Raw genomic sequence first — 20580 nt, forward strand, 5'->3', positions numbered from 1 at the left:
TCGGGCATGCCCGGCGCTGTTGCCTTCATAGTTTACAGGCACCTGGAGAGTACTCTTGAGCCAGGAATACACAGAAGATAAAGAAGTTTCGTTACAACCGCTGAGCAGTGGGCGTCGCCTGCTGGAAGCGTTACTGATTATTGTTGCTCTTTTCGCCGTTTATCTGATGGTGGCGTTGATGAGCTTCAACCCTTCCGATCCCAGCTGGTCGCAAACCGCCTGGCATGAACCCATCCACAATTTAGGTGGGGGGGTAGGGGCCTGGCTTGCTGACACGCTGTTCTTTATTTTCGGCGTGATGGCGTACGCCCTTCCTCCGGTGATTTTAGGCCTGTGCTGGATCACCTTCCGTCAGCGTCATTCTCAGGATTACATCGACTACTTCGCGGTAGCACTACGTCTGATCGGCGTGCTGGCGCTGGTAGTGACCTCCTGTGGCCTGGCCGCGCTGAATGCCGATGATATTTGGTACTTTGCCTCTGGCGGCGTGATCGGCAGCCTGCTGAGTAACGCGATGGCCGCCTGGTTCAGCGGTCCCGGCGGCACGTTGACGCTGCTGTGCATCTGGGCGGCGGGCCTGACGCTCTACACGGGCTGGTCCTGGCTGACGATTGCCGAGAAAATTGGCGGGGTAGTGATGGGTGTCTTAACCTTCGCCAGCAACCGCTCGCGCGCCGATGAAAAATGGCATGAAGAGGATGACGAAGCCTATCAGGAAGACGATCGTCCTGCGCGAGAGTCCACCGCGCCAATAATGAAACGCAGCGCGCAGGCGGACGATGCAGACGATGTGCTGCTGGCAAAACCGCAGCCAATTTATGCTGATGTTGAGGATGACGAGCAGCACGATCCGCTGTTGGCGAAACCCGCTGCTGCTGCTGCCGGTGCTGCGGCGGCCAGCGAAGTGGCTGCGGCGCAGCCTGCCGCTCCACAAATCTCCGCGGCGCAGGTTGAAGCTCCTGCCGCAGCGCCAGCGGCACCCGTTCAGGTTTCAACTTCGGTTGAACCCGCTCAGCCGCCGTTATATCGCTTTGAAGTGCCTGCCGCAGCTGAGACCCCGGCACCTTCTGTTCCGGTTCAGCCGATGGAAGATGACGACGGTCCGCAGATGGGCAACTGGCGCGATACGCCAACCTCCTCGCCGTTTGATTTCTCGACGCAGCATGCCTCTCACCCCGCTTCCGTCGCTGCGGCGGCAACCGGTGTGGCCATTGGCGCCGTGGCGCAGTCTGCCACCTCCAATACGCCGTTTATGCCGGGCTTCACCGCCACCAGCGGTGATGAACTTAATCCGCAGGTGAAGCAGGGCATTGGTCCTGAACTGCCGCGCCCGAACCCGGTGAAACTGCCAACCCGTCGCGAGCTGGCTTCCTACGGCATTAAGCTGCCTTCGCAGCGCATGGCGGAAGAGAAAGCTAAACAGCAGGAGCAGAGTCAGGCTCAGCCTCAGGCCTCTTATCACGCTGAAGTCGACGACGAGCAGGATGCAGCGGAACAGGCACAGCTGCGCGAAGCGTTCTTCGCTCAGCAGCAGCAGCGCTACGGCGAAGAGTTTGCCGCTGAAGATGAGGAAGCTCTGGAGCAGGCTGCACTGGCTCGCCAGTTTGCCGACCAGCAACAGCAGCGTTATGCCGCCGAGCCGCAGAACAGCGCGCCAACCTTTAACCTTAATACTGCCGGTGCGTTTGATTTCTCACCAATGGACGATCTGGTTGATGACGGCCCAGCTGAGCCGCTGTTCACGATCGCTGCCGCGCCGGAAGTGGAGCCTGTAGCCCCGCAGCCAGCACAATGGCAGCAGCCGGAAAGCGCGCCGCAGCAACCTGCCGCCTGGCAGCAGCCTGCTCAGGCCCCGGCCGCTCAACAGCCGGTTGCCCCTTCATGGAAGGCCAGTGCGCCTGCAGCGCCGCAGCCGGTTGCCGCTGAAGCACCTAAGCCGCAGGAGCCGGATATGGACAGCCTGATCCACCCGTTCCTGATGCGCCATGAACAGCCGACGTATAAACCGACGACGCCACTGCCTACGCTCGATCTGCTCTCGTCGCCTCCGGCGGAAACCGAGCCGGTCGATCAGTTTGCCCTGGAACAGACCTCGCGCCTGATTGAGGCACGTCTGGCTGACTACCGCGTTAAAGCGGAAGTCGTGGGTTCTTCACCTGGCCCGGTGATCACCCGTTTCGAGCTGGATCTGGCACCGGGTGTCAAAGCGGCGCGTATTTCCAACCTGTCGCGCGACCTGGCCCGTTCCCTCTCAGCCGTTGCGGTGCGTGTGGTGGAAGTGATCCCTGGCCGCCCTTACGTTGGCCTTGAGTTGCCAAACCTGCATCGTCAGACGGTTTACCTGCGTGAAGTGCTGGACTGCCCGGCGTTCCGTGATAATCCGTCGCCGCTATCTATCGTACTGGGTAAAGATATTTCCGGCGATCCGGTGGTGGCCGATCTTGGCAAAATGCCGCACCTGCTGGTTGCCGGTACGACCGGTTCCGGTAAGTCGGTCGGCGTGAACGCCATGATCCTCAGCATCCTGTATAAAGCCACGCCGAAAGAGGTGCGCTTTATCATGATCGACCCGAAAATGCTTGAGCTGTCGGTTTATGAAGGTATTCCGCATCTGTTAACTGACGTCGTTACGGACATGAAGGATGCAGCCAATGCACTGCGCTGGTGTGTGGTGGAGATGGAGCGCCGCTACAAGCTGATGTCGGCACTTGGCGTGCGTAATATTGCGGGCTACAACGAAAAAGTGGATATGGCTGATGCCATGGGCCGCCCAATTCCCGACCCGTTCTGGAAACCGACCGACAGCATGGATATGACGCCGCCAGTGCTGGAGAAAGAGCCGTACATCGTGGTGATGGTCGACGAATTTGCCGACCTGATCATGACCGTCGGGAAAAAGGTGGAAGAGCTGATCGCTCGCCTGGCGCAGAAAGCGCGTGCAGCGGGTATTCACCTGGTGCTGGCAACGCAGCGTCCGTCAGTCGATGTCATTACCGGCCTGATTAAAGCTAACATCCCGACGCGTATCGCCTTTACCGTCTCCAGCAAAATTGACTCACGTACCATCCTCGATCAGGGCGGTGCCGAATCTCTGCTGGGAATGGGTGACATGCTTTATCTGGCGCCAAACTCATCGATTCCGGTGCGTGTTCACGGCGCGTTTGTGCGCGACCAGGAAGTCCACGCCGTAGTGGCTGACTGGAAGGCGCGCGAACGTCCTCAGTATAAAGAGGGCATTCTCAGCGGTGGTGAGGATAGCGAGGCCGGCGGCGGCGGTATCGACGGTGATGAAGAGCTGGACCAGCTGTTTGACCAGGCGGTGCAGTTCGTCGTTGATAAGCGTCGCGCGTCGATCTCCGGCGTCCAGCGTCAGTTCCGCATCGGCTACAACCGTGCGGCGCGCATTATCGAACAGATGGAAGCGCAGGGAATTGTCTCCTCTCCGGGCCATAATGGTAACCGCGAGGTGCTGGCACCACCGCCGCACGAAATGTAACAATCACTCCGGGCCGGCCACGTTGGCTGGCCCGTTGATTTTTTGCCAGCAGTCCCCATATCTGCTCAGTGCCGCCGGGGAATTCAGTTTATTCTTCTGTCGTTCCTGCCAGCGCCTGGCTAAAGTTATCCACGTCACGCTTAACCCGCAACGGGATACAAAAGTTTTAATAAGGATGCCGTAATGAAAAAATTAATGATTTCCTGCTGTTTGCTGGCGGCCTTTACTTCTGCAAGCGTACTGGCAGATGCTGCCAGTGATTTGCAGCAGCGCCTGGATAAAGTGAAAAGCTTCCATGCGACCTTTAATCAAAAAGTGACCGACGGCAGCGGCCAGTCCGTGCAGGATGGTGAAGGTGAGATGTGGGTACAGCGCCCGAATCTGTTTAACTGGCACATGACCGCGCCGGATGAAAGCATCCTGATCTCTGATGGCAAAACCCTGTGGTTTTATAACCCGTTTGTTGAGCAGGTCAGCGCCAGCTGGCTGAAAGACGCCACCAGCAATACGCCGTTTATGCTGATTGCCCGCAACCAGTCGAGTGACTGGAAGCAGTACAACGTGGCGCAAAAAGGCAATGACTTCTCGCTGACGCCGAAAGCGGCGGATGGCAACCTGAAGCAGTTCACCATTAACGTTTCGCCGAACGGTACGATCAACCAGTTCAGCGCGATTGAGCAGGATGGCCAGCGCAGCAGCTACGCGTTGAAAAGCCAGCAAAACGGCTCCGTCAGCGCTGATAAGTTTAAGTTTACGCCGCCGCAGGGTGTGACCGTGGACGACCAGCGTCAGTGAGGTTTGCGTGAGTAATATGTCCCTCGATTTTTCCCGTAATGAATTTCAGCCTCTGGCCGCCCGTATGCGGCCACGCACGCTGGCCGAATATATCGGTCAGCAGCATCTGCTGGCGGCAGGCAAACCGCTGCCGCGCGCGATTGAGGCAGGTCATTTGCATTCGATGATCTTATGGGGACCACCAGGGACAGGGAAAACCACGCTGGCAGAAATTATCGGCCACTATGGCCAGGCCGACGTGGAGCGCATCTCAGCCGTGACCTCAGGGGTGAAAGAGATCCGTGAGGCAATCGAACGCGCCAGACAGAATCGCAATGCCGGGCGCCGCACCATCCTGTTTGTCGATGAGGTGCACCGCTTCAATAAAAGTCAGCAGGATGCTTTTCTGCCGCATATTGAAGACGGCACCATTACCTTTATCGGTGCCACCACTGAAAACCCCTCTTTTGAACTGAACTCCGCGCTGTTATCTCGTGCCCGCGTCTATCTGCTGAAATCTTTGACCGTTGAGGATATCTCAGCGGTGCTCGAGCAGGCGATGGACGACAGCGAACGCGGTTACGGCAAAGAGAACATCGTGCTGCCGGAAAATACCCGCAACATGATTGCCGAGTTGGTTAACGGCGATGCGCGCCGGGCGCTTAACACGCTGGAGATGATGGCGGATATGGCGGAGGTCAACGCACAAGGCCAGCGCGAATTGACGCCGCAGTTGCTCAATGAAGTGTCAGGCGAGCGCAGTGCGCGTTTTGATAACAAAGGTGACCGCTTTTACGATCTGATCTCCGCGCTGCATAAGTCCGTGCGCGGGTCTGCCCCCGACGCGGCGCTTTACTGGTATGCGCGCATTATTACCGCCGGGGGCGACCCGCTGTATGTGGCGCGCCGCCTGCTGGCGATTGCATCCGAGGATGTTGGCAATGCCGACCCACGCGGAATGCAGGTGGCGATTGCTGCCTGGGACTGCTTTACCCGCGTTGGCCCGGCGGAAGGCGAGCGCGCCATTGCTCAGGCGATTGTTTACCTCGCCTGCGCACCCAAAAGCAATGCCGTTTACAGCGCGTTCAAGTCAGCGATGCGCGATGCGCGTGAAAGCCCGGATTACGATGTGCCGGAACATCTGCGTAATGCGCCAACGAAGCTGATGAAGGAGATGGGGCTGGGGGCAGAATATCGCTATGCCCACAATGAACCGAACGCCTATGCCGCCGGTGAAGAGTACTTCCCGGCGCAAATGGCGCAGACCCGTTATTATCAGCCAACCACACGCGGGCTGGAAGGCAAAATCGGCGAAAAGCTCGCCTGGCTTGCTGAACAGGATCAAAATAGCCCGACAAAACGCTACCGCTGACAGTGACGTTGCGGTAAGGTTAGCAATGAATTCAACGTATTCTGCATAAGAGTACGTCCCTTCCTTTGACACTCAAACAATAAGCACAGGACAAGCATGCTCGATCCCAATCTGCTGCGTAATGAGCCAGACGCAGTCGCTGAAAAACTGGCACGCCGGGGCTATAAGCTGGACGTTGATACGCTGCGCGCGCACGAAGAGCGTCGCAAAGTACTGCAGGTAGAAACTGAAAATCTGCAGGCTGAACGTAACTCGCGATCCAAATCCATCGGGCAGGCCAAAGCACGTGGGGAAGATATCGAGCCGTTGCGCCAGGAAGTGAGCGCACTGGGTGAACGTCTGGATGCCGCGAAAGCCGAGCTGGAAACACTACTGACCAGCATTAACGACTTCGCGATGGCTATCCCTAATATTCCTGCGGATGTGGTGCCACTGGGTAAAGACGACAGTGAAAACCAGGAAATCAGCCGCTGGGGTGAACCGCGTAAGTTCGATTTTGCCGTGCGCGATCACGTCGAACTCGGCGAAATGGCTGCCGGACTGGACTTCGCTGCCGCGGTTAAGCTGACCGGTTCACGCTTTATCGTGATGCGCGGTCAGATTGCCCTGATGCACCGTGCGCTGAGCCAGTTTATGCTCGACCTGCACACCGAGCAGCACGGCTACCAGGAAACCTATGTTCCTTACCTGGTCAACCATGCCAGCCTGTACGGTACCGGCCAGCTGCCAAAGTTTGGCGAGGACCTGTTCCATACTCGTCCGCTGGAAGAAGAGGCATCAAGCAGCAACTATGCGCTGATCCCGACTTCGGAAGTGCCACTCACCAATCTGGTGCGCGACGAGATCCTTGAAGAAGAGTCACTGCCGATCAAAATGACCGCGCACACGCCGTGCTTCCGCTCTGAAGCGGGGGCTTATGGCCGCGATACGCGTGGTCTGATCCGCATGCACCAGTTCGATAAAGTGGAGATGGTGCACATCACCCGTCCGGAAGATTCGATGGACGCGCTGGAAGAGCTGGTCGGCCACGCTGAGAAAGTGCTGCAGCTGCTGAATCTGCCCTATCGTAAAGTGCTGTTGTGTACCGGCGACATGGGCTTTGGTTCGCACAAAACTTACGATTTGGAAGTCTGGCTGCCTGCGCAGGATACTTACCGTGAAATCTCTTCCTGCTCAAATATGGGTGATTTCCAGGCGCGCCGCATGAAAGCACGCTGCCGTGCGCGTGGCGAAAAAGCCACCCGCCTGGTGCATACCCTGAATGGCTCCGGCCTGGCAGTAGGGCGTACACTGGTGGCGGTGCTGGAAAACTACCAGCAGGCTGATGGCCGTATTGAAGTGCCGGAAGTGCTGCGCCCGTACATGAAAGGACTTGAGTTTATCGGCTAATCACCTCGCCGATTGCAATGTTCAAAACCCGCCGCTGGCGGGTTTTTTTATGCCGGCGATCGAGCAAAATAAATGATTGAGAGTTTGGTTCGCCCTAAGCCAATTTAAAGAGAATTCAATGAGATAATTCGTGGCGAAAAGTTGTGACTCAGATCTCCCACTCGTTGTAGATAAGAAAATTAAATCGCTGTACTACAAATCGTGCTGTGACTGATTTATTCCGCTTTTACAATTGCTTGCATGGTGGCATTATGCGCGCAAAATCCTCTCTCGCTGCGGTTCTTCACTACTATGTCCACCTGGTCACGCCCTGTTATCGTGCTGCTTTGCGGCTTGCTGCTGATGACGGTCTCAATTGCTGTGCTCAATACGCTGGTGCCACTGTGGCTGACCCATGATGCGTTGCCAACGTGGCAAGTGGGCATGGTCAGTTCCTCTTATTATTGCGGCAACCTGCTGGGCACGCTGATTGCCGGTTGGACGATCAAAAATTACGGTTTCAACCGCAGCTATTATTTTGCTTCCCTGCTGTTCGCCCTGGCAACCGTGGCTTTGGGGCTGGGCACTGGATTCTGGTCCTGGGCGCTCTGGCGCTTTATTGCCGGGGTCGGCTGTGCGTTGATCTGGGTGGTGGTTGAGAGTGCGCTATTATGCAACGGTACGTTGCGCAACCGTGGCCGCCTGCTGGCTGCTTATATGATTATGTACTATATCGGCACCGTCCTTGGACAGCTGCTGGTGAGTAAGGTCTCTACCGAACTGCTGCACGTGCTGCCGTGGGTAACCGGCGTGGTGCTGGCCGCTATCCTGCCGTTGGTATTCTGCCGCGTGACGGCAAACCAGATGGAAGAAGAGGCCACGCCAGGCCGACTGTGGCCGATGTTGCGCCGCCGCAGCGCGCGCCTGGGGATCAACGGCTGCATTATCTCCGGTATCGTTCTGGGCTCGCTGTATGGCCTGATGCCGCTCTACCTTTCCCATCAGGGAATGAGCGACTCGACGATTGGTTACTGGATGGCGCTGCTGGTCAGTGCGGGGATCATTGGCCAGTGGCCGATTGGCCGCCTGGCTGACCGCTTTGGCCGCCTGCTGGTGCTGCGCGTTCAGGTGTTTGTGGTGATCCTCGGTGCGCTGGCGATGCTCGGTAATGCGGCGATGGCTCCCGCCCTGTTTATCCTTGGCTGCGCCGGTTTTACGCTGTATCCGGTGGCGATGTCCTGGGCTTGTGTAAAGGTTGGGCACCACGAACTGGTGGCAATGAACCAGGCGCTGCTGCTGAGCTATACGGTGGGTAGCCTTGCCGGTCCGACGATGACGTCAATGCTGATGCAGAGCTACTCTGACCGCGTGCTGTTTGTGATGATTGCGGCGGTAGCGCTGGTTTATCTGGTGATGCTGCTGCGTAAAGCCGATCATCATGCGACGCCGGTGGCGCACGCATAAAAAAAGGTCGACCGGAACAAAGGGTCGACCTCTACAGAGTTCGTTCGAAATTTTTTGCAGGGGCGGGTCTTCTTTTGCGGCCCACCCTTTAATACATCACGTAGTGGCCGTAACCTTCCAGAATACCCTTCACCCGATCCATGGTTTCGGCTTTCGGTGGGTGAACGCCATCCAGCTTGTACTCCTCCCCCATCGCTATCCATTTATGCTTGCCGAGTTCGTGGTAGGGCAGCAGCTCAATCTTCTCAACGTTACCCATATCGCGGGTAAATTCACCCAGTCGATGCGCAGAATCATCATCATCTGAATAGCCAGGCACCACCACATAGCGGATCCAGGTGCGAATTTTACGCTTTGCCAGGTAGCGGGCAAAATCCAGCGTGCGGTGGTTAGACACGCCGACCAGCACCTGATGCACGTCGTCATTCATCTGCTTGAGGTCAAGCATCACCAGATCGGTTACGTCCAGCAGTTCATCAATCACCGGGTCGTAGCGGCGCACAAAACCGTTAGTGTCGAGGCAGGTATGAATACCTTCGGCATGGCAGGCGCGGAACCAGTCGCGCACGAACTCAGCCTGTAATATCGCCTCGCCGCCGGAAGCGGTGACGCCGCCGCCGGAAGCATTCATAAAGTGACGATAGGAAACCACATCCTTCATCAACTCTTCGACGGTAATCTCTTTGCCACCGTGCGTGTCCCAGGTGTCGCGGTTGTGACAGTACAGGCAGCGCATCAGGCAGCCCTGGAAGAAGGTGATAAATCGGATGCCGGGGCCGTCGACGGTCCCGCAGGATTCAAATGAGTGAATACGGCCGGTAACTGACATTGCGATGAGTTCTCCACGGTGACACAGTCTTTAGCTGTGTTTTAAGTCTGTTTTGGCAGTAGTCCGTGTGGGCGACTGACAAAACGGGCTGAGTGTTGATCTGGCCCCTTTGCAGGGGCCAGCGGTGCTTGTTACATGCTCTGAGTGAAGGTACGGGTGATCACATCCTGCTGCTGTTCTTTAGTCAGCGAGTTGAAACGTACCGCATAGCCCGACACGCGAATGGTTAACTGCGGATATTTTTCCGGGTCTTCCATCGCTTCCAGCAGCATTTCACGGTTCATTACGTTGACGTTGAGGTGCTGACCCCCTTCAATGCTGGCTTCATGATGGAAATAGCCATCCATCAGACCGGCAAGGTTGGTTTTGCGCACGTCGTCGTTTTTACCCAGCGCGTTTGGCACGATAGAGAAGGTATAAGAGATACCGTCTTTGGCGTAGGCAAACGGCAGTTTCGCTACCGAAGTCAGTGAGGCTACAGCACCTTTCTGGTCACGACCGTGCATTGGGTTGGCGCCTGGACCAAATGGCGCGCCTGCGCGACGGCCGTCCGGAGTATTCCCGGTTTTCTTACCATACACCACGTTAGAAGTAATGGTGAGGACCGACTGAGTTGGCACCGCATTGCGGTAGGTCTGCAGTTTCAGAATTTTCTTCATGAAACGTTCAACCAGGTCACAGGCAATATCATCAACGCGCGAGTCGTTGTTACCGAACTGTGGATACTCACCCTCGATTTTGAAGTCCACGGCCAGGCCATCTTCATCACGTATGGTTGAAACTTTGGCGTATTTAATCGCTGACAGGGAATCAGCCGCTACCGACAGACCGGCGATGCCGCAGGCCATGGTGCGGTAAACATCACGGTCATGCAGCGCCATCAGCGACGCTTCGTAGCTGTATTTGTCATGCATGTAGTGGATGACGTTCAGGGCAGTGACATACTGTTTTGCCAGCCAGTCCATAAAGTGATCCATGCGGTTCATCACTTTATCGTAGTCCAGCACTTCATCCATCATTGGCGCTTCTTTCGGGCCAACCTGCATTTTCATTTTTTCATCCACGCCGCCGTTAATCGCGTACAGCATGGTTTTTGCCAGGTTGGCACGGGCGCCGAAGAACTGCATCTGTTTACCGACGATCATCGGGCTGACGCAGCAGGCAATCGCATAGTCATCGTTATTGAAGTCCGGGCGCATCAGGTCATCGTTCTCATACTGCAGTGAAGAGGTATCGATGGAGACTTTCGCGGCGAATTTCTTAAAGTTCAGCGGCAGCTTTTCTGACCACAGGATGGTCATATTAGGTTCCGGCGAAGGGCCCATGGTGTAGAGCGTATTCAGGAAACGGAAGGTGTTTTTTGTCACCATAGTACGGCCGTCAACGCCCATACCTGCCAGTGATTCAGTTGCCCAGATTGGGTCGCCGGAGAACAGCTCATCGTATTCCGGGGTGCGCAGGAAGCGAACCATACGCAGTTTCATCACCAGGTGGTCGATCAGCTCCTGGGCTTCCTCCTCGTTGATGACGCCTGCTTTCAGGTCGCGTTCAAAATAGATATCGAGGAAGGTAGAGACGCGGCCGAATGACATGGCTGCGCCATTCTGCGATTTCACTGCGGCCAGATAGCCGAAGTAGGTCCACTGGACGGCTTCTTTGGCGCTGGTTGCCGGGCCAGAGATGTCGCAGCCGTATTTTGCCGCCATCTCTTTAATCTGCTGCAGCGCATGGTGCTGGTCAGCAATCTCTTCACGCAGGCGGATAGTGGCTTCGAGGTTTACGCCATTTTCCAGGTCGCTTTGCAGTGAAGTGAACTGGGCAAACTTGTCTTTCATCAGGGCATCGATGCCGTACAGCGCTACGCGGCGATAGTCACCAATGATACGGCCACGGCCATAGGCGTCAGGCAGGCCGGTCAGTACGCCAGATTTGCGGCAGCGCAGGATATCCGGGGTGTAAACGTCGAATACGCCCTGGTTGTGCGTCTTACGATATTCCGAGAAGATTTTTTTCACTGACGGATCAAGTTCGCGACCGTAAACCTTACACGAACCTTCCACCATTTTGATGCCGCCGAAGGGGATCAGGGCACGTTTCAGTGGAGCTTCAGTTTGTAATCCAACAATTTTTTCCAGGCTTTTGTTGATGTAACCCGCGTCATGGGAAGTGACGGTTGAGACCAGATCGGTATCAAAATCGACCGGGGCGTGGGTGCGGTTTTCCAGCTTGATGCCTTCCATCACCTGGTCCCACAGTGCGGTGGTGGCCTTAGTGGCACCGGCCAGGAACGTTTCATCGCCTTCATACGGAGTGTAGTTTTTCTGAATGAAGTCACGGACGTTGACGCTGGTCTGCCATTCACCTTGTGCAAAGCTTTCCCAGGCTGATGCCATTTTTTGATTAAGCTCGGTCATTTGATACCTACCTTATAACGTGAAGTTCGTTGTACGTTCCCGCCGGGTAGTGTCACGCCGACGGTTGCAAGATTCTTGAGCTGGGATAATCAGTGATGGTCGCCATCACGCAGATAAATTACCCAGTAGGTCAACCCGACCAGCAAACCACCGCCGATGATATTGCCCAGCGTGACCGGAATCAGGTTGTCGGTAATAAAGTGGCTAACGGTGAGATGCGAAAACTGTTCCGCTGTCGCGCCGGTGGCCTGCCAGAATTCAGGTGAAGCAAAATCTCTAATCACAATCGCCATCGGGATAAGGAACATGTTGGCGATGCTGTGCTCAAAGCCGCTGGCAACGAACATCGCTACCGGCAGTACCATGGCAAACATCTTGTCCAGCAGGCTGCGGCCGGAGTAGCTCATCCATACCGCCATGCACACCATCAGGTTGGCGAGAATGCCGAGGCAGACGGCCTCAACAAAGGTATGGTGCATCTTGTGATCGGCGGTCTGCAGCACATTCAGCCCCCACGCGCCGTTCGCAGCCATGTACTGTCCGGCAAACCAAATCAGCGCAACAAAGAAGATAGCGCCAAGAAAGTTTCCGAAATAGACGATGATCCAGTTACGTGCCAGTTCCAGCCAGCTAATGCGTCCGCTGGCTTTCGCCACCACCGTTAAGACGGTCGAGGTGAACAGGTCAGCACCGCAGACCACCACCAGCATCAGTCCGAGTGAGAAGCAGATGCCGCCAACCAGCTTCGCCAATCCCCAGGGAACCGTGCCTGTCCCGGTGGTGGCCGTGATATAGAAAGCAAATGCGATAGAGATGAATACACCGGCAGTAATTGCCAGAAAAAAAGTCGTGAAGGGGTGTTTCGTTGCTTTATAGACGCCAGCGTCTTCGGCAACTTTCGCCATTTCGGACGGTAATAATAGATCAAAGGGGTTGCCAGCTTTCACACTAACGTTCTCCCAAAAGTAGTCAGCGAGGAAAGTCTAACAAAGGAGTATAGGAGAGAAGTTGATATGGATCATATTGCGCGAGCAATTGCGCCTGTAAAGCCCTGATGTTAAAAGGGTTAATCGGTTTATCTTGTTGTTTTGTATCGAATAAAACTTTTTTAATTATTAAAAATATATTTGAGTCTTAATGGGAAGCTGGCCCGACGTGGGTAAAATACTGGTAGTAAATTTAGCTATATTGTGACAATAAAAAAGGTAACAGCCTGAGCCGTTACCTTTTATTAACCTGGCGCTGAACTCGCGCCAGAAAAATAAAACGGCGGAAGAAATTTATTTTGAATTTTTACGCCGTTTTAAATGGCCTTATTTCCAGTAACGGCGTTTGGCAGCCTGTAGCTTTTCATAGGCCCCTAACAGCGCCTGGTGTGCCGGGAAGGCTTTCAGCTCGCTATCAACACTCTGCAGGCCGTAGAACGGAGCTTCACCGCTAAGCGCAGCAGAAGCGGCGTCAACCGCATCCTGACCGTACATGCGAACAAATGCCGTATGGTACTGCAGCGGATCGCGCTCATCTTCCTGGCTCAGCAGCAGTAGCGTCTGCAGGCAGCGATAGTAGTTAGCGCGCTCCGGGCTGAAAATGGACTGGTTGAATTCCATGGTCCACTCTGTCCAGATCAGCGCCTGCTCCAGATCGCCACCGGCCAGCGCCAGCATAGCCTTCAGTTCGCCAATGCGCAGCGTGTACCAGCCGTTGTCTTTACCGGTAGCCAGGCCCAGCAGTTCACGCACGCGGGTAAAGTCGTCGTGGCCGTCTTCATCCAGCTGCTCCAGCAGTGCAAGGTAGTCCGCTTTCTCCCAGCTGCTTTCCGGCAGGGCGAGCAGCGTATCACGCAGATAAGCGCCCATGCTGTTATTGGCCAGAAGGAGATCTTCCGCCGGGTAAATATCTGACATGCCAGGCACGATAATGCGGCAGGCGTAAACATCCAGATGCTCGTAATCGGCGATGTATACTTCCTGATCTTCGGCCTTGAAGATCGCCATCAGCGTCGCGAACTCTTCCTCAGTTGTGCCTTTGAAGCTCCAGTCCGCGAACGGGTAGTCAGCATCATCTTTGAACATATCCCAGGAGATCAGGCCGCTGGAGTCAATAAAGTGAGTTTCCAGGTTGGCGTGTTCCGCTACTTCTTCATCATCGAAGGTAGGTGGGGTGAAGACATCCAAATCCTTCAGCCCGCGGCCCTGCAGTAGCTCGGTCACGGTACGCTCGAGCGCCACGCCGAAGTCCGGGTGCGCGCCGAATGAGGCGAAGCAGGTGCCGTTAGCCGGGTTGAACAGCACCACGCAGATCACCGGGTATTTGCCGCCCAGTGAGGCATCGTAAGAGAAGATAGGGAAGCCTTCTGCTTCCAACGTGGCAATCGCTTCCACCACGCCCGGATAGCGGTCCAGAACATCCTGCGGGATCAGCGGCAGGCTGATGGATTCCGCAATAATACGATTTTTAATATGGCGCTCAAACACCTCAGACAGACCCTGAACGCGGGCTTCATTAGCGGTGTTACCGGCCGACATCCCGTTCGACACATACAGGTTGCCGATGATGTTCATCGGAATGTAAACGGTCTGCTGGTCAGACTGACGGGTGAACGGCAGGCTGCAGATCCCGCGCGCGGCATTGCCTGACTGCAGATCGATCAGGTCGCTGGCGCTGACTTCATTTTCCGGGTCGTAGAATTTACGCAGACGGGCATCCAGAATGCCCTCAGGCAGCTGGTCATCATCCGGCAGCGGGAACCATTTCTCGTTAGGATAATGAACAAAATCGCCGTTGGCGATCTGCTCGCCTAACCAGAAGTCAGCGAAGAAATAGTTGGTCGACAGGCGTTCAAAATACTCGCCCAAAGCTGAGGCGAGCGCCGCTTTCTCACTGGCACCTTTACCATTGGTAAAACACAGCGGGCAGTCGCGGTCGCGAATATGAACTGACCAGACATTTGGCACCGGATTCAGCCAGGATGCTTCTTCAATGTTGAAGCCCAGATCCTGTAGTTTTTGCTGAAAGCGTGCGATGGAGACTTCCAACGCGGCGTCTTTGCCTGGGATATAAGTTTGAGTCATTTTGCCCACTCGTTTTGAATTGTGCGGAGATTGTGCGGAAAGCGCGCAATGATACGGGTTTTCCTCGGCAATCGCTATCTGACAACGTTAATTTCATTGTCGGAAGAGTGCCATTTTACAGTGAAAAGTTAACCGGTCTGTTTATGAAACAGGAAAATGCCTCACAAAATATCGTTTCTGCTTTCATACGCCCTACAAGCTGTTGCGGCGCGCCTCGGGAAACTGGTCGGCTGACCGGATAAATTATTGCAGCAATGGGGTGGCAATGATAAAACCGATAGAGGAATCAAAACCGATCGATCTGAAAGTGGTGAGGGGAAATGAGTCAGGTTTTCAATTTTAGCTCTGGTCCGGCTATGTTGCCGGTAGAAGTGCTCCGTCGGGCTGAGCAGGAACTCTGCAACTGGCAGGGCTTAGGGACCTCCGTGATGGAGATCAGCCACCGCAGTAAGGAATTTATTCAGGTTGCTGAAGAGGCAGAAAAAGATTTTCGCGATCTGCTGAAAATCCCCTCCAACTACAAAGTATTATTCTGCCACGGCGGTGCGCGTGCGCAGTTTGCTGCTGTGCCAATGAATTTGCTGGGGCAGCATTCGACAGCCGATTATATCGACGGCGGCTATTGGGCTGCCAGTGCGGTGAAAGAGGCGCAGAAATACTGCACCCCTAATGTCATCGATGCCAAAACTACCGTGGCCGGTTTGCGTGGCATTAAGCCTATGAGCGAGTGGGCGCTGTCCGATAACTCGGCCTATGTGCACTTCTGCCCGAACGAAACTATCGATGGTATCGCCATCCATGAAACGCCAGATTTTGGCGATAAAGTGGTCGTAGCCGATCTCTCTTCGACCATCCTCTCTACGCCGCTGGATGTCAGCCGCTATGGTGTGATCTACGCCGGTGCGCAGAAAAATATCGGCCCGGCGGGCTTAACCCTGGTGGTGGTGCGTGAAGATCTACTGGGTCAGGCGCGTAAAGAGCTGCCTTCGATCCTCGATTACAAAGTGCTGGCGGAAAATGAGTCGATGTTTAACACTCCGCCAACTTTCGCCTGGTATCTCTCTGGCCTGGTATTTAAATGGCTGAAAGAGCAGGGCGGTGTGCACGAGCTGGACAAGCGTAATCAGGCCAAAGCCGATCTGCTGTACGGCACTATCGACAGCAGCGATTTTTACCGCAACGATGTGGCCGTAGCGAACCGTTCGCGCATGAACGTGCCATTCCAGCTGGCGGACTCTGCCTTGGACAAGCTGTTTATTGACGAATCGTTTGCAGCCGGCCTGCATGCACTGAAAGGGCACCGCGTTGTCGGTGGAATGCGCGCGTCGATTTACAATGCGATGCCGCTGGAAGGCGTGAAAGCGCTGACTGACTTTATGGTCGACTTCGAGCGTCGCCACGGCTAAGGTGCCCCTGCATTCGCAGTGAGTTTTAAATCTGAAACCTCGCAGCCCTGCGGGGTTTCATTGCAATTATTTTGGAGAATACGTTTCACATGCAGGATTCCCTGACGTTACAACCTATCGCCCTGGTCGACGGCACCGTTAACCTTCCCGGTTCTAAAAGCGTGTCTAACCGCGCGCTGTTACTGGCTGCGCTGGCAAACGGTACTACCCGCCTGACCAATCTGCTCGACAGTGATGATGTGCGCCATATGCTGACCGCGCTGCAGGCCCTGGGCGTGCAGTTCACACTGTCTGCCGATCGCACCGTGTGCCGGGTAGTGGGTCAGGGTGGTGCGCTGAAAGCTGAGGGCGCCCTGGAACTTTTCCTCGGCAATGCCGGAACGGCGATGCGCCCGCTGGCTGCCGCGCTGTGCCTGGGCAGTAACGATATCGTCCTGACCGGTGAGCCGCGCATGAAAGAGCGCCCGATTGGTCACCTGGTAGATGCACTGCGCCAGGGTGGCGCAGACATTGAATATCTTGAGCAGGAAAATTATCCGCCGCTGCGCCTGAAAGGCGGATTCAGCGGGGGGGAGGTAGCCGTCGATGGCAGCGTTTCCAGCCAGTTCCTGACCGCGTTGCTGATGACAGCTCCGCTGGCGGCAAACGACACCCGCATTGCGATTAAGGGTGAGCTGGTTTCTAAACCTTACATCGATATCACTCTGAATCTGATGAAGACCTTTGGCGTTGAAGTAGAGAACGACAACTACCGTTCATTCACCGTGCGGGGTCAGCAGCAGTATCAGGCACCGGGAGATTACCTGGTCGAAGGCGATGCTTCCTCTGCCTCTTATTTCCTTGCTGCGGCAGCGATTAAAGGTGGAACGGTGAAAGTGACCGGTATTGGTCGCAACAGCATGCAGGGAGATATTCGCTTTGCTGACGTGCTGGAAAAAATGGGTGCCCGCATTGAGTGGGGCGATGACTTTATTGCCTGTACCCGTGGCGATCTCAACGCTATCGATCTCGATATGAATCATATTCCTGACGCGGCGATGACCATTGCAACGGCGGCACTGTTCGCTAAAGGCACCACCGTGATGCGCAATATTTACAACTGGCGCGTCAAAGAGACCGATCGCCTGGCGGCGATGGCCACTGAACTGCGCAAAGTTGGCGCAGAAGTGGAAGAGGGCAATGACTACATTCGCATTACCCCTCCCGCCCAGATTCAGTTTGCTGAAATCGGCACCTATAACGATCACCGTATGGCAATGTGCTTCTCGCTGGTGGCGCTTTCGGCCACCCCGGTCACCATTCTCGATCCAAAATGCACCGCCAAAACCTTCCCTGACTACTTTGAGCAGCTAGCCCGCATTAGCCAGCTGGCATAAGGGCTCTGCTGACGCGGTTGCAGCTTCAGCTTTGCAGGGTATAATGCGCGTCGATATTTACCGGGGTACAGGTTGCCCCGGTATCCCACCGACAGGAGAACGACATGACGGCAATAGCCCCAGTGATCACCATTGATGGCCCTAGCGGTGCCGGGAAAGGAACGTTGTGTAAAGCAATGGCCGAGGCATTGCAGTGGCACCTGTTGGATTCCGGCGCAATTTATCGTGTGCTGGCCCTGGCTGCATTACATCATCAGGTCGATATCACCTCAGAAGAAGCGCTGGTGCCTATCGCTGCCCATCTCGACGTGCGTTTTGTCTCTAACGGCGGCGAAATGGAAGTGATCCTCGAAGGGGAAGATGTCTCCTCGGAGATCCGGACTCAGGATGTCAGCAATACTGCCTCCAAAGTCGCTGCCTTCCCGCGCGTACGTGAAGCGCTGTTACGCCGCCAGCGCGGTTTCCGCGAGCTGCCGGGCCTGATTGCCGACGGGCGTGACATGGGTACCGTCGTTTTCCCTGATGCGCCGGTGAAAATCTTCCTCGATGCCAGCTCCGAAGAACGCGCTAACCGCCGTATGCTGCAGTTGCAGGAGAAAGGCTTTAGTGTTAACTTTGAGCGCCTTTTATCTGAGATAAAAGAGCGTGACGAGCGTGACCGTAATCGTGCTATTGCACCCCTGGTGCCGGCCGATGACGCCTTAGTGCTTGATTCGACTACAATGTCGATTGAGCAAGTGATAGAGATTGCGCTAGAATATGCGCGCGAAAAACTCGCACTGGCGTAAAAATCAGCTACGCTTAATGACCTCTGTCTGAGCCCTTGCTCGCAGAATGATTTATCTAACCCTGTGATATGGACGTCATGGGGCATGTGAAACAACCCCACCCGTCAGGATGTCAGGTGGACGTTAAATTGAAGAATCCTGAAGATTATCAATATGACTGAATCTTTTGCTGAACTATTTGAAGAATCCTTAAAAACAATCGAAACCCGTCCGGGTTCCATCGTTCGTGGCGTTGTTGTCTCTATCGACAAAGACGTCGTTCTGGTTGATGCGGGTCTGAAATCTGAGTCTGCAATTCCTGCAGAGCAGTTCAAGAACGCAGCCGGCGAACTGGAAATTCAGGTTGGCGACGAAGTAGACGTTGCTCTGGATGCAGTAGAAGACGGCTTCGGTGAAACCCTGCTGTCTCGTGAAAAAGCTAAACGTCACGAAGCATGGATCACGCTGGAAAAAGCCTACGAAGAAGCTGAGACTGTTACCGGTGTTATCAACGGTAAAGTTAAAGGCGGCTTCACTGTAGAGCTGAACGGTATTCGTGCGTTCCTGCCAGGTTCACTGGTAGATGTACGTCCAGTGCGCGACACGCTGCACCTGGAAGGCAAAGAGCTTGAGTTCAAAGTCATCAAGCTGGATCAGAAGCGTAACAACGTTGTTGTTTCACGTCGTGCGGTAATCGAATCCGAAAACAGCGCAGAGCGCGATCAGCTGCTGGAAAACCTGCAGGAAGGCATGGAAGTTAAAGGTATCGTTAAGAACCTGACTGACTACGGTGCATTCGTTGATCTGGGCGGCGTTGACGGCCTGCTGCACATCACTGATATGGCATGGAAACGCGTTAAGCATCCAAGCGAAATCGTGAATGTTGGCGACGAAATCACGGTTAAAGTGCTGAAGTTCGACCGCGAGCGTACCCGTGTTTCTCTGGGTCTGAAGCAGCTGGGCGAAGATCCATGGGTTGCTATCGCGAAACGTTACCCAGAAGGCACCAAGCTGACTGGTCGTGTAACTAACCTGACCGACTACGGCTGCTTCGTTGAAATCGAAGAAGGCGTTGAAGGCCTGGTACACGTTTCTGAAATGGACTGGACCAACAAGAACATTCACCCATCTAAAGTTGTTAACGTTGGTGATGTTGTTGAAGTTATGGTTCTGGACATCGACGAAGAACGTCGTCGTATCTCCCTGGGTCTGAAGCAGTGCAAAAACAACCCATGGCAGCAGTTTGCAGAAACCCACAACAAGGGCGACCGTGTTGAAGGTAAAATCAAGTCAATCACTGACTTCGGTATCTTCATCGGCCTGGACGGCGGCATCGACGGCCTGGTTCACCTGTCTGACATCTCCTGGAACGCTACCGGAGAAGAAGCAGTACGTGAATACAAGAAAGGCGACGAAATCGCAGCTGTGGTTCTGCAGGTTGACGCAGAGCGCGAGCGTATCTCCCTGGGCGTTAAGCAGCTGGCAGAAGATCCGTTCAACAACTACATCTCTCTGAACAAGAAAGGTGCAATTGTTAACGGTAAAGTGACTGCAGTTGACGCTAAAGGTGCTACAGTTGAATTAGCTGACGGCGTTGAAGGTTACCTGCGTGCTTCTGAAGCATCGCTGGACCGCGTAGAAGACGCAACTCTGGTTCTGAATGTTGGCGACGATGTTGAAGCTAAATTCACCGGTGTTGATCGTAAGAACCGCGTTGTTAGCCTGTCTGTTCGTGCGAAAGACCAGGCTGATGAGAAAGAAGCTATCAATACGGTTAACACTAACAAACCGGAAGAAGGCAACTTCTCTAACGCTATGGCTGAAGCATTCAAAGCAGCTAAAGGCGAGTAATTGCTTTAAGGGCAGCGCAAGCTGCCCTGTAGCGTCGTTAACTGTCAAAACTTTCCCCTAAAGGGATTAACCGGAGGTTTTATGACCAAGTCAGAACTGATTGAAAGACTTGCTGGCCAGCACTCTCATATTCCGGCGAAAGTTGTTGAGGATGCGGTAAAAGAGATGCTGGAGCACATGGCAACGACGTTGTCACAGGGCGAACGCATCGAAATCCGGGGATTTGGCAGCTTTTCTTTGCACTATCGTGCACCTCGCACTGGCCGTAACCCGAAAACGGGTGACAAAGTGGAGTTGGAAGGTAAATACGTTCCACACTTCAAGCCAGGGAAAGAGCTGCGCGACCGTGCCAATATCTACGGCGACTAAAAGCAGTTATGCATAAAAAACGA

14 protein-coding genes are annotated in these 20580 nt (G+C 54.8%); 10 read left to right on the forward strand and 4 right to left on the reverse strand.

The annotated features are described in order from the left end of the window. Positions 1-55 precede the first annotated feature (55 nt). From ACLI4M_RS17225 to ACLI4M_RS17245, 5 genes are all read left to right on the forward strand, one after another. Entirely contained in the window at positions 56-3496 is a 3441-nt protein-coding gene (locus ACLI4M_RS17225) for a DNA translocase FtsK 4TM domain-containing protein (protein WP_133624071.1), read from the forward strand. 183 nt (positions 3497-3679) lie between these two features. Next, positions 3680-4291 carry an outer membrane lipoprotein chaperone LolA gene (gene lolA, locus ACLI4M_RS17230; RefSeq protein WP_048916545.1) on the forward strand — a complete coding sequence of 204 codons (612 nt, stop codon included), beginning with the start codon at positions 3680-3682 and terminating at the stop codon, positions 4289-4291. A 7-nt stretch (positions 4292-4298) separates the two neighbouring features. Then, positions 4299-5642: a replication-associated recombination protein A gene (locus ACLI4M_RS17235; RefSeq protein WP_133624070.1), complete on the forward strand. Its 1344-nt coding sequence runs from the start codon at positions 4299-4301 to the stop codon at positions 5640-5642. Positions 5643-5738: 96 nt separating this feature from the next. Further along, the gene (gene serS, locus ACLI4M_RS17240) at positions 5739-7031 is read left to right on the forward strand and encodes a serine--tRNA ligase (protein ID WP_099754065.1); all 1293 of its coding nucleotides are present in this window, start codon (positions 5739-5741) and stop codon (positions 7029-7031) included. Positions 7032-7322: 291 nt separating this feature from the next. After that, on the forward strand, positions 7323-8474 hold the full coding sequence (locus ACLI4M_RS17245; RefSeq protein WP_133624069.1) for an MFS transporter: 1152 nt from the start codon (positions 7323-7325) through the stop codon (positions 8472-8474). 88 nt (positions 8475-8562) lie between these two features. Here the strand turns inward: ACLI4M_RS17245 and pflA are convergent, their stop codons facing one another. From pflA to ycaO, 4 genes are all read right to left on the reverse strand, one after another. Then, a complete protein-coding gene (gene pflA, locus ACLI4M_RS17250; RefSeq protein ID WP_048916541.1) occupies positions 8563-9303 on the reverse strand; it encodes a pyruvate formate lyase 1-activating protein in 741 nt (246 codons plus the stop codon). A 131-nt stretch (positions 9304-9434) separates the two neighbouring features. Next, on the reverse strand, positions 9435-11717 hold the full coding sequence (gene pflB, locus ACLI4M_RS17255) for a formate C-acetyltransferase (RefSeq protein ID WP_133624068.1): 2283 nt from the start codon (positions 11715-11717) through the stop codon (positions 9435-9437). Positions 11718-11806: 89 nt separating this feature from the next. After that, positions 11807-12664, reverse strand: a complete 858-nt coding sequence (focA, locus tag ACLI4M_RS17260) for a formate transporter FocA (protein WP_048916539.1) — start codon at positions 12662-12664, stop codon at positions 11807-11809. Positions 12665-13030: 366 nt separating this feature from the next. Further along, positions 13031-14788 carry a 30S ribosomal protein S12 methylthiotransferase accessory factor YcaO gene (gene ycaO, locus ACLI4M_RS17265; protein WP_099754064.1) on the reverse strand — a complete coding sequence of 586 codons (1758 nt, stop codon included), beginning with the start codon at positions 14786-14788 and terminating at the stop codon, positions 13031-13033. Between the two features lie 320 nt (positions 14789-15108). Between ycaO and serC the strand changes: the two genes are divergently transcribed. From serC to ihfB, 5 genes are all read left to right on the forward strand, one after another. Next, positions 15109-16194, forward strand: a complete 1086-nt coding sequence (serC, locus tag ACLI4M_RS17270; protein ID WP_048916537.1) for a 3-phosphoserine/phosphohydroxythreonine transaminase — start codon at positions 15109-15111, stop codon at positions 16192-16194. Positions 16195-16283: 89 nt separating this feature from the next. Then, the gene (gene aroA, locus ACLI4M_RS17275) at positions 16284-17570 is read left to right on the forward strand and encodes a 3-phosphoshikimate 1-carboxyvinyltransferase (protein WP_133624067.1); all 1287 of its coding nucleotides are present in this window, start codon (positions 16284-16286) and stop codon (positions 17568-17570) included. 104 nt (positions 17571-17674) lie between these two features. Beyond that, a complete protein-coding gene (gene cmk, locus ACLI4M_RS17280; protein WP_133624066.1) occupies positions 17675-18358 on the forward strand; it encodes a (d)CMP kinase in 684 nt (227 codons plus the stop codon). Positions 18359-18511: 153 nt separating this feature from the next. Next, positions 18512-20188, forward strand: coding sequence for a 30S ribosomal protein S1 (rpsA, locus tag ACLI4M_RS17285; protein ID WP_048916534.1), 1677 nt, complete (start codon positions 18512-18514; stop codon positions 20186-20188). A gap of 81 nt (positions 20189-20269) precedes the next feature. Beyond that, on the forward strand, positions 20270-20557 hold the full coding sequence (gene ihfB, locus ACLI4M_RS17290) for an integration host factor subunit beta (RefSeq protein ID WP_048916533.1): 288 nt from the start codon (positions 20270-20272) through the stop codon (positions 20555-20557). The last annotated feature ends 23 nt before the right edge of the window (positions 20558-20580 follow it).

Origin of the sequence: Erwinia sp. LJJL01 (genome assembly GCF_047300805.2) — a bacterium.
Taxonomy (GTDB): Bacteria; Pseudomonadota; Gammaproteobacteria; order Enterobacterales; family Enterobacteriaceae; genus Erwinia; species Erwinia aphidicola.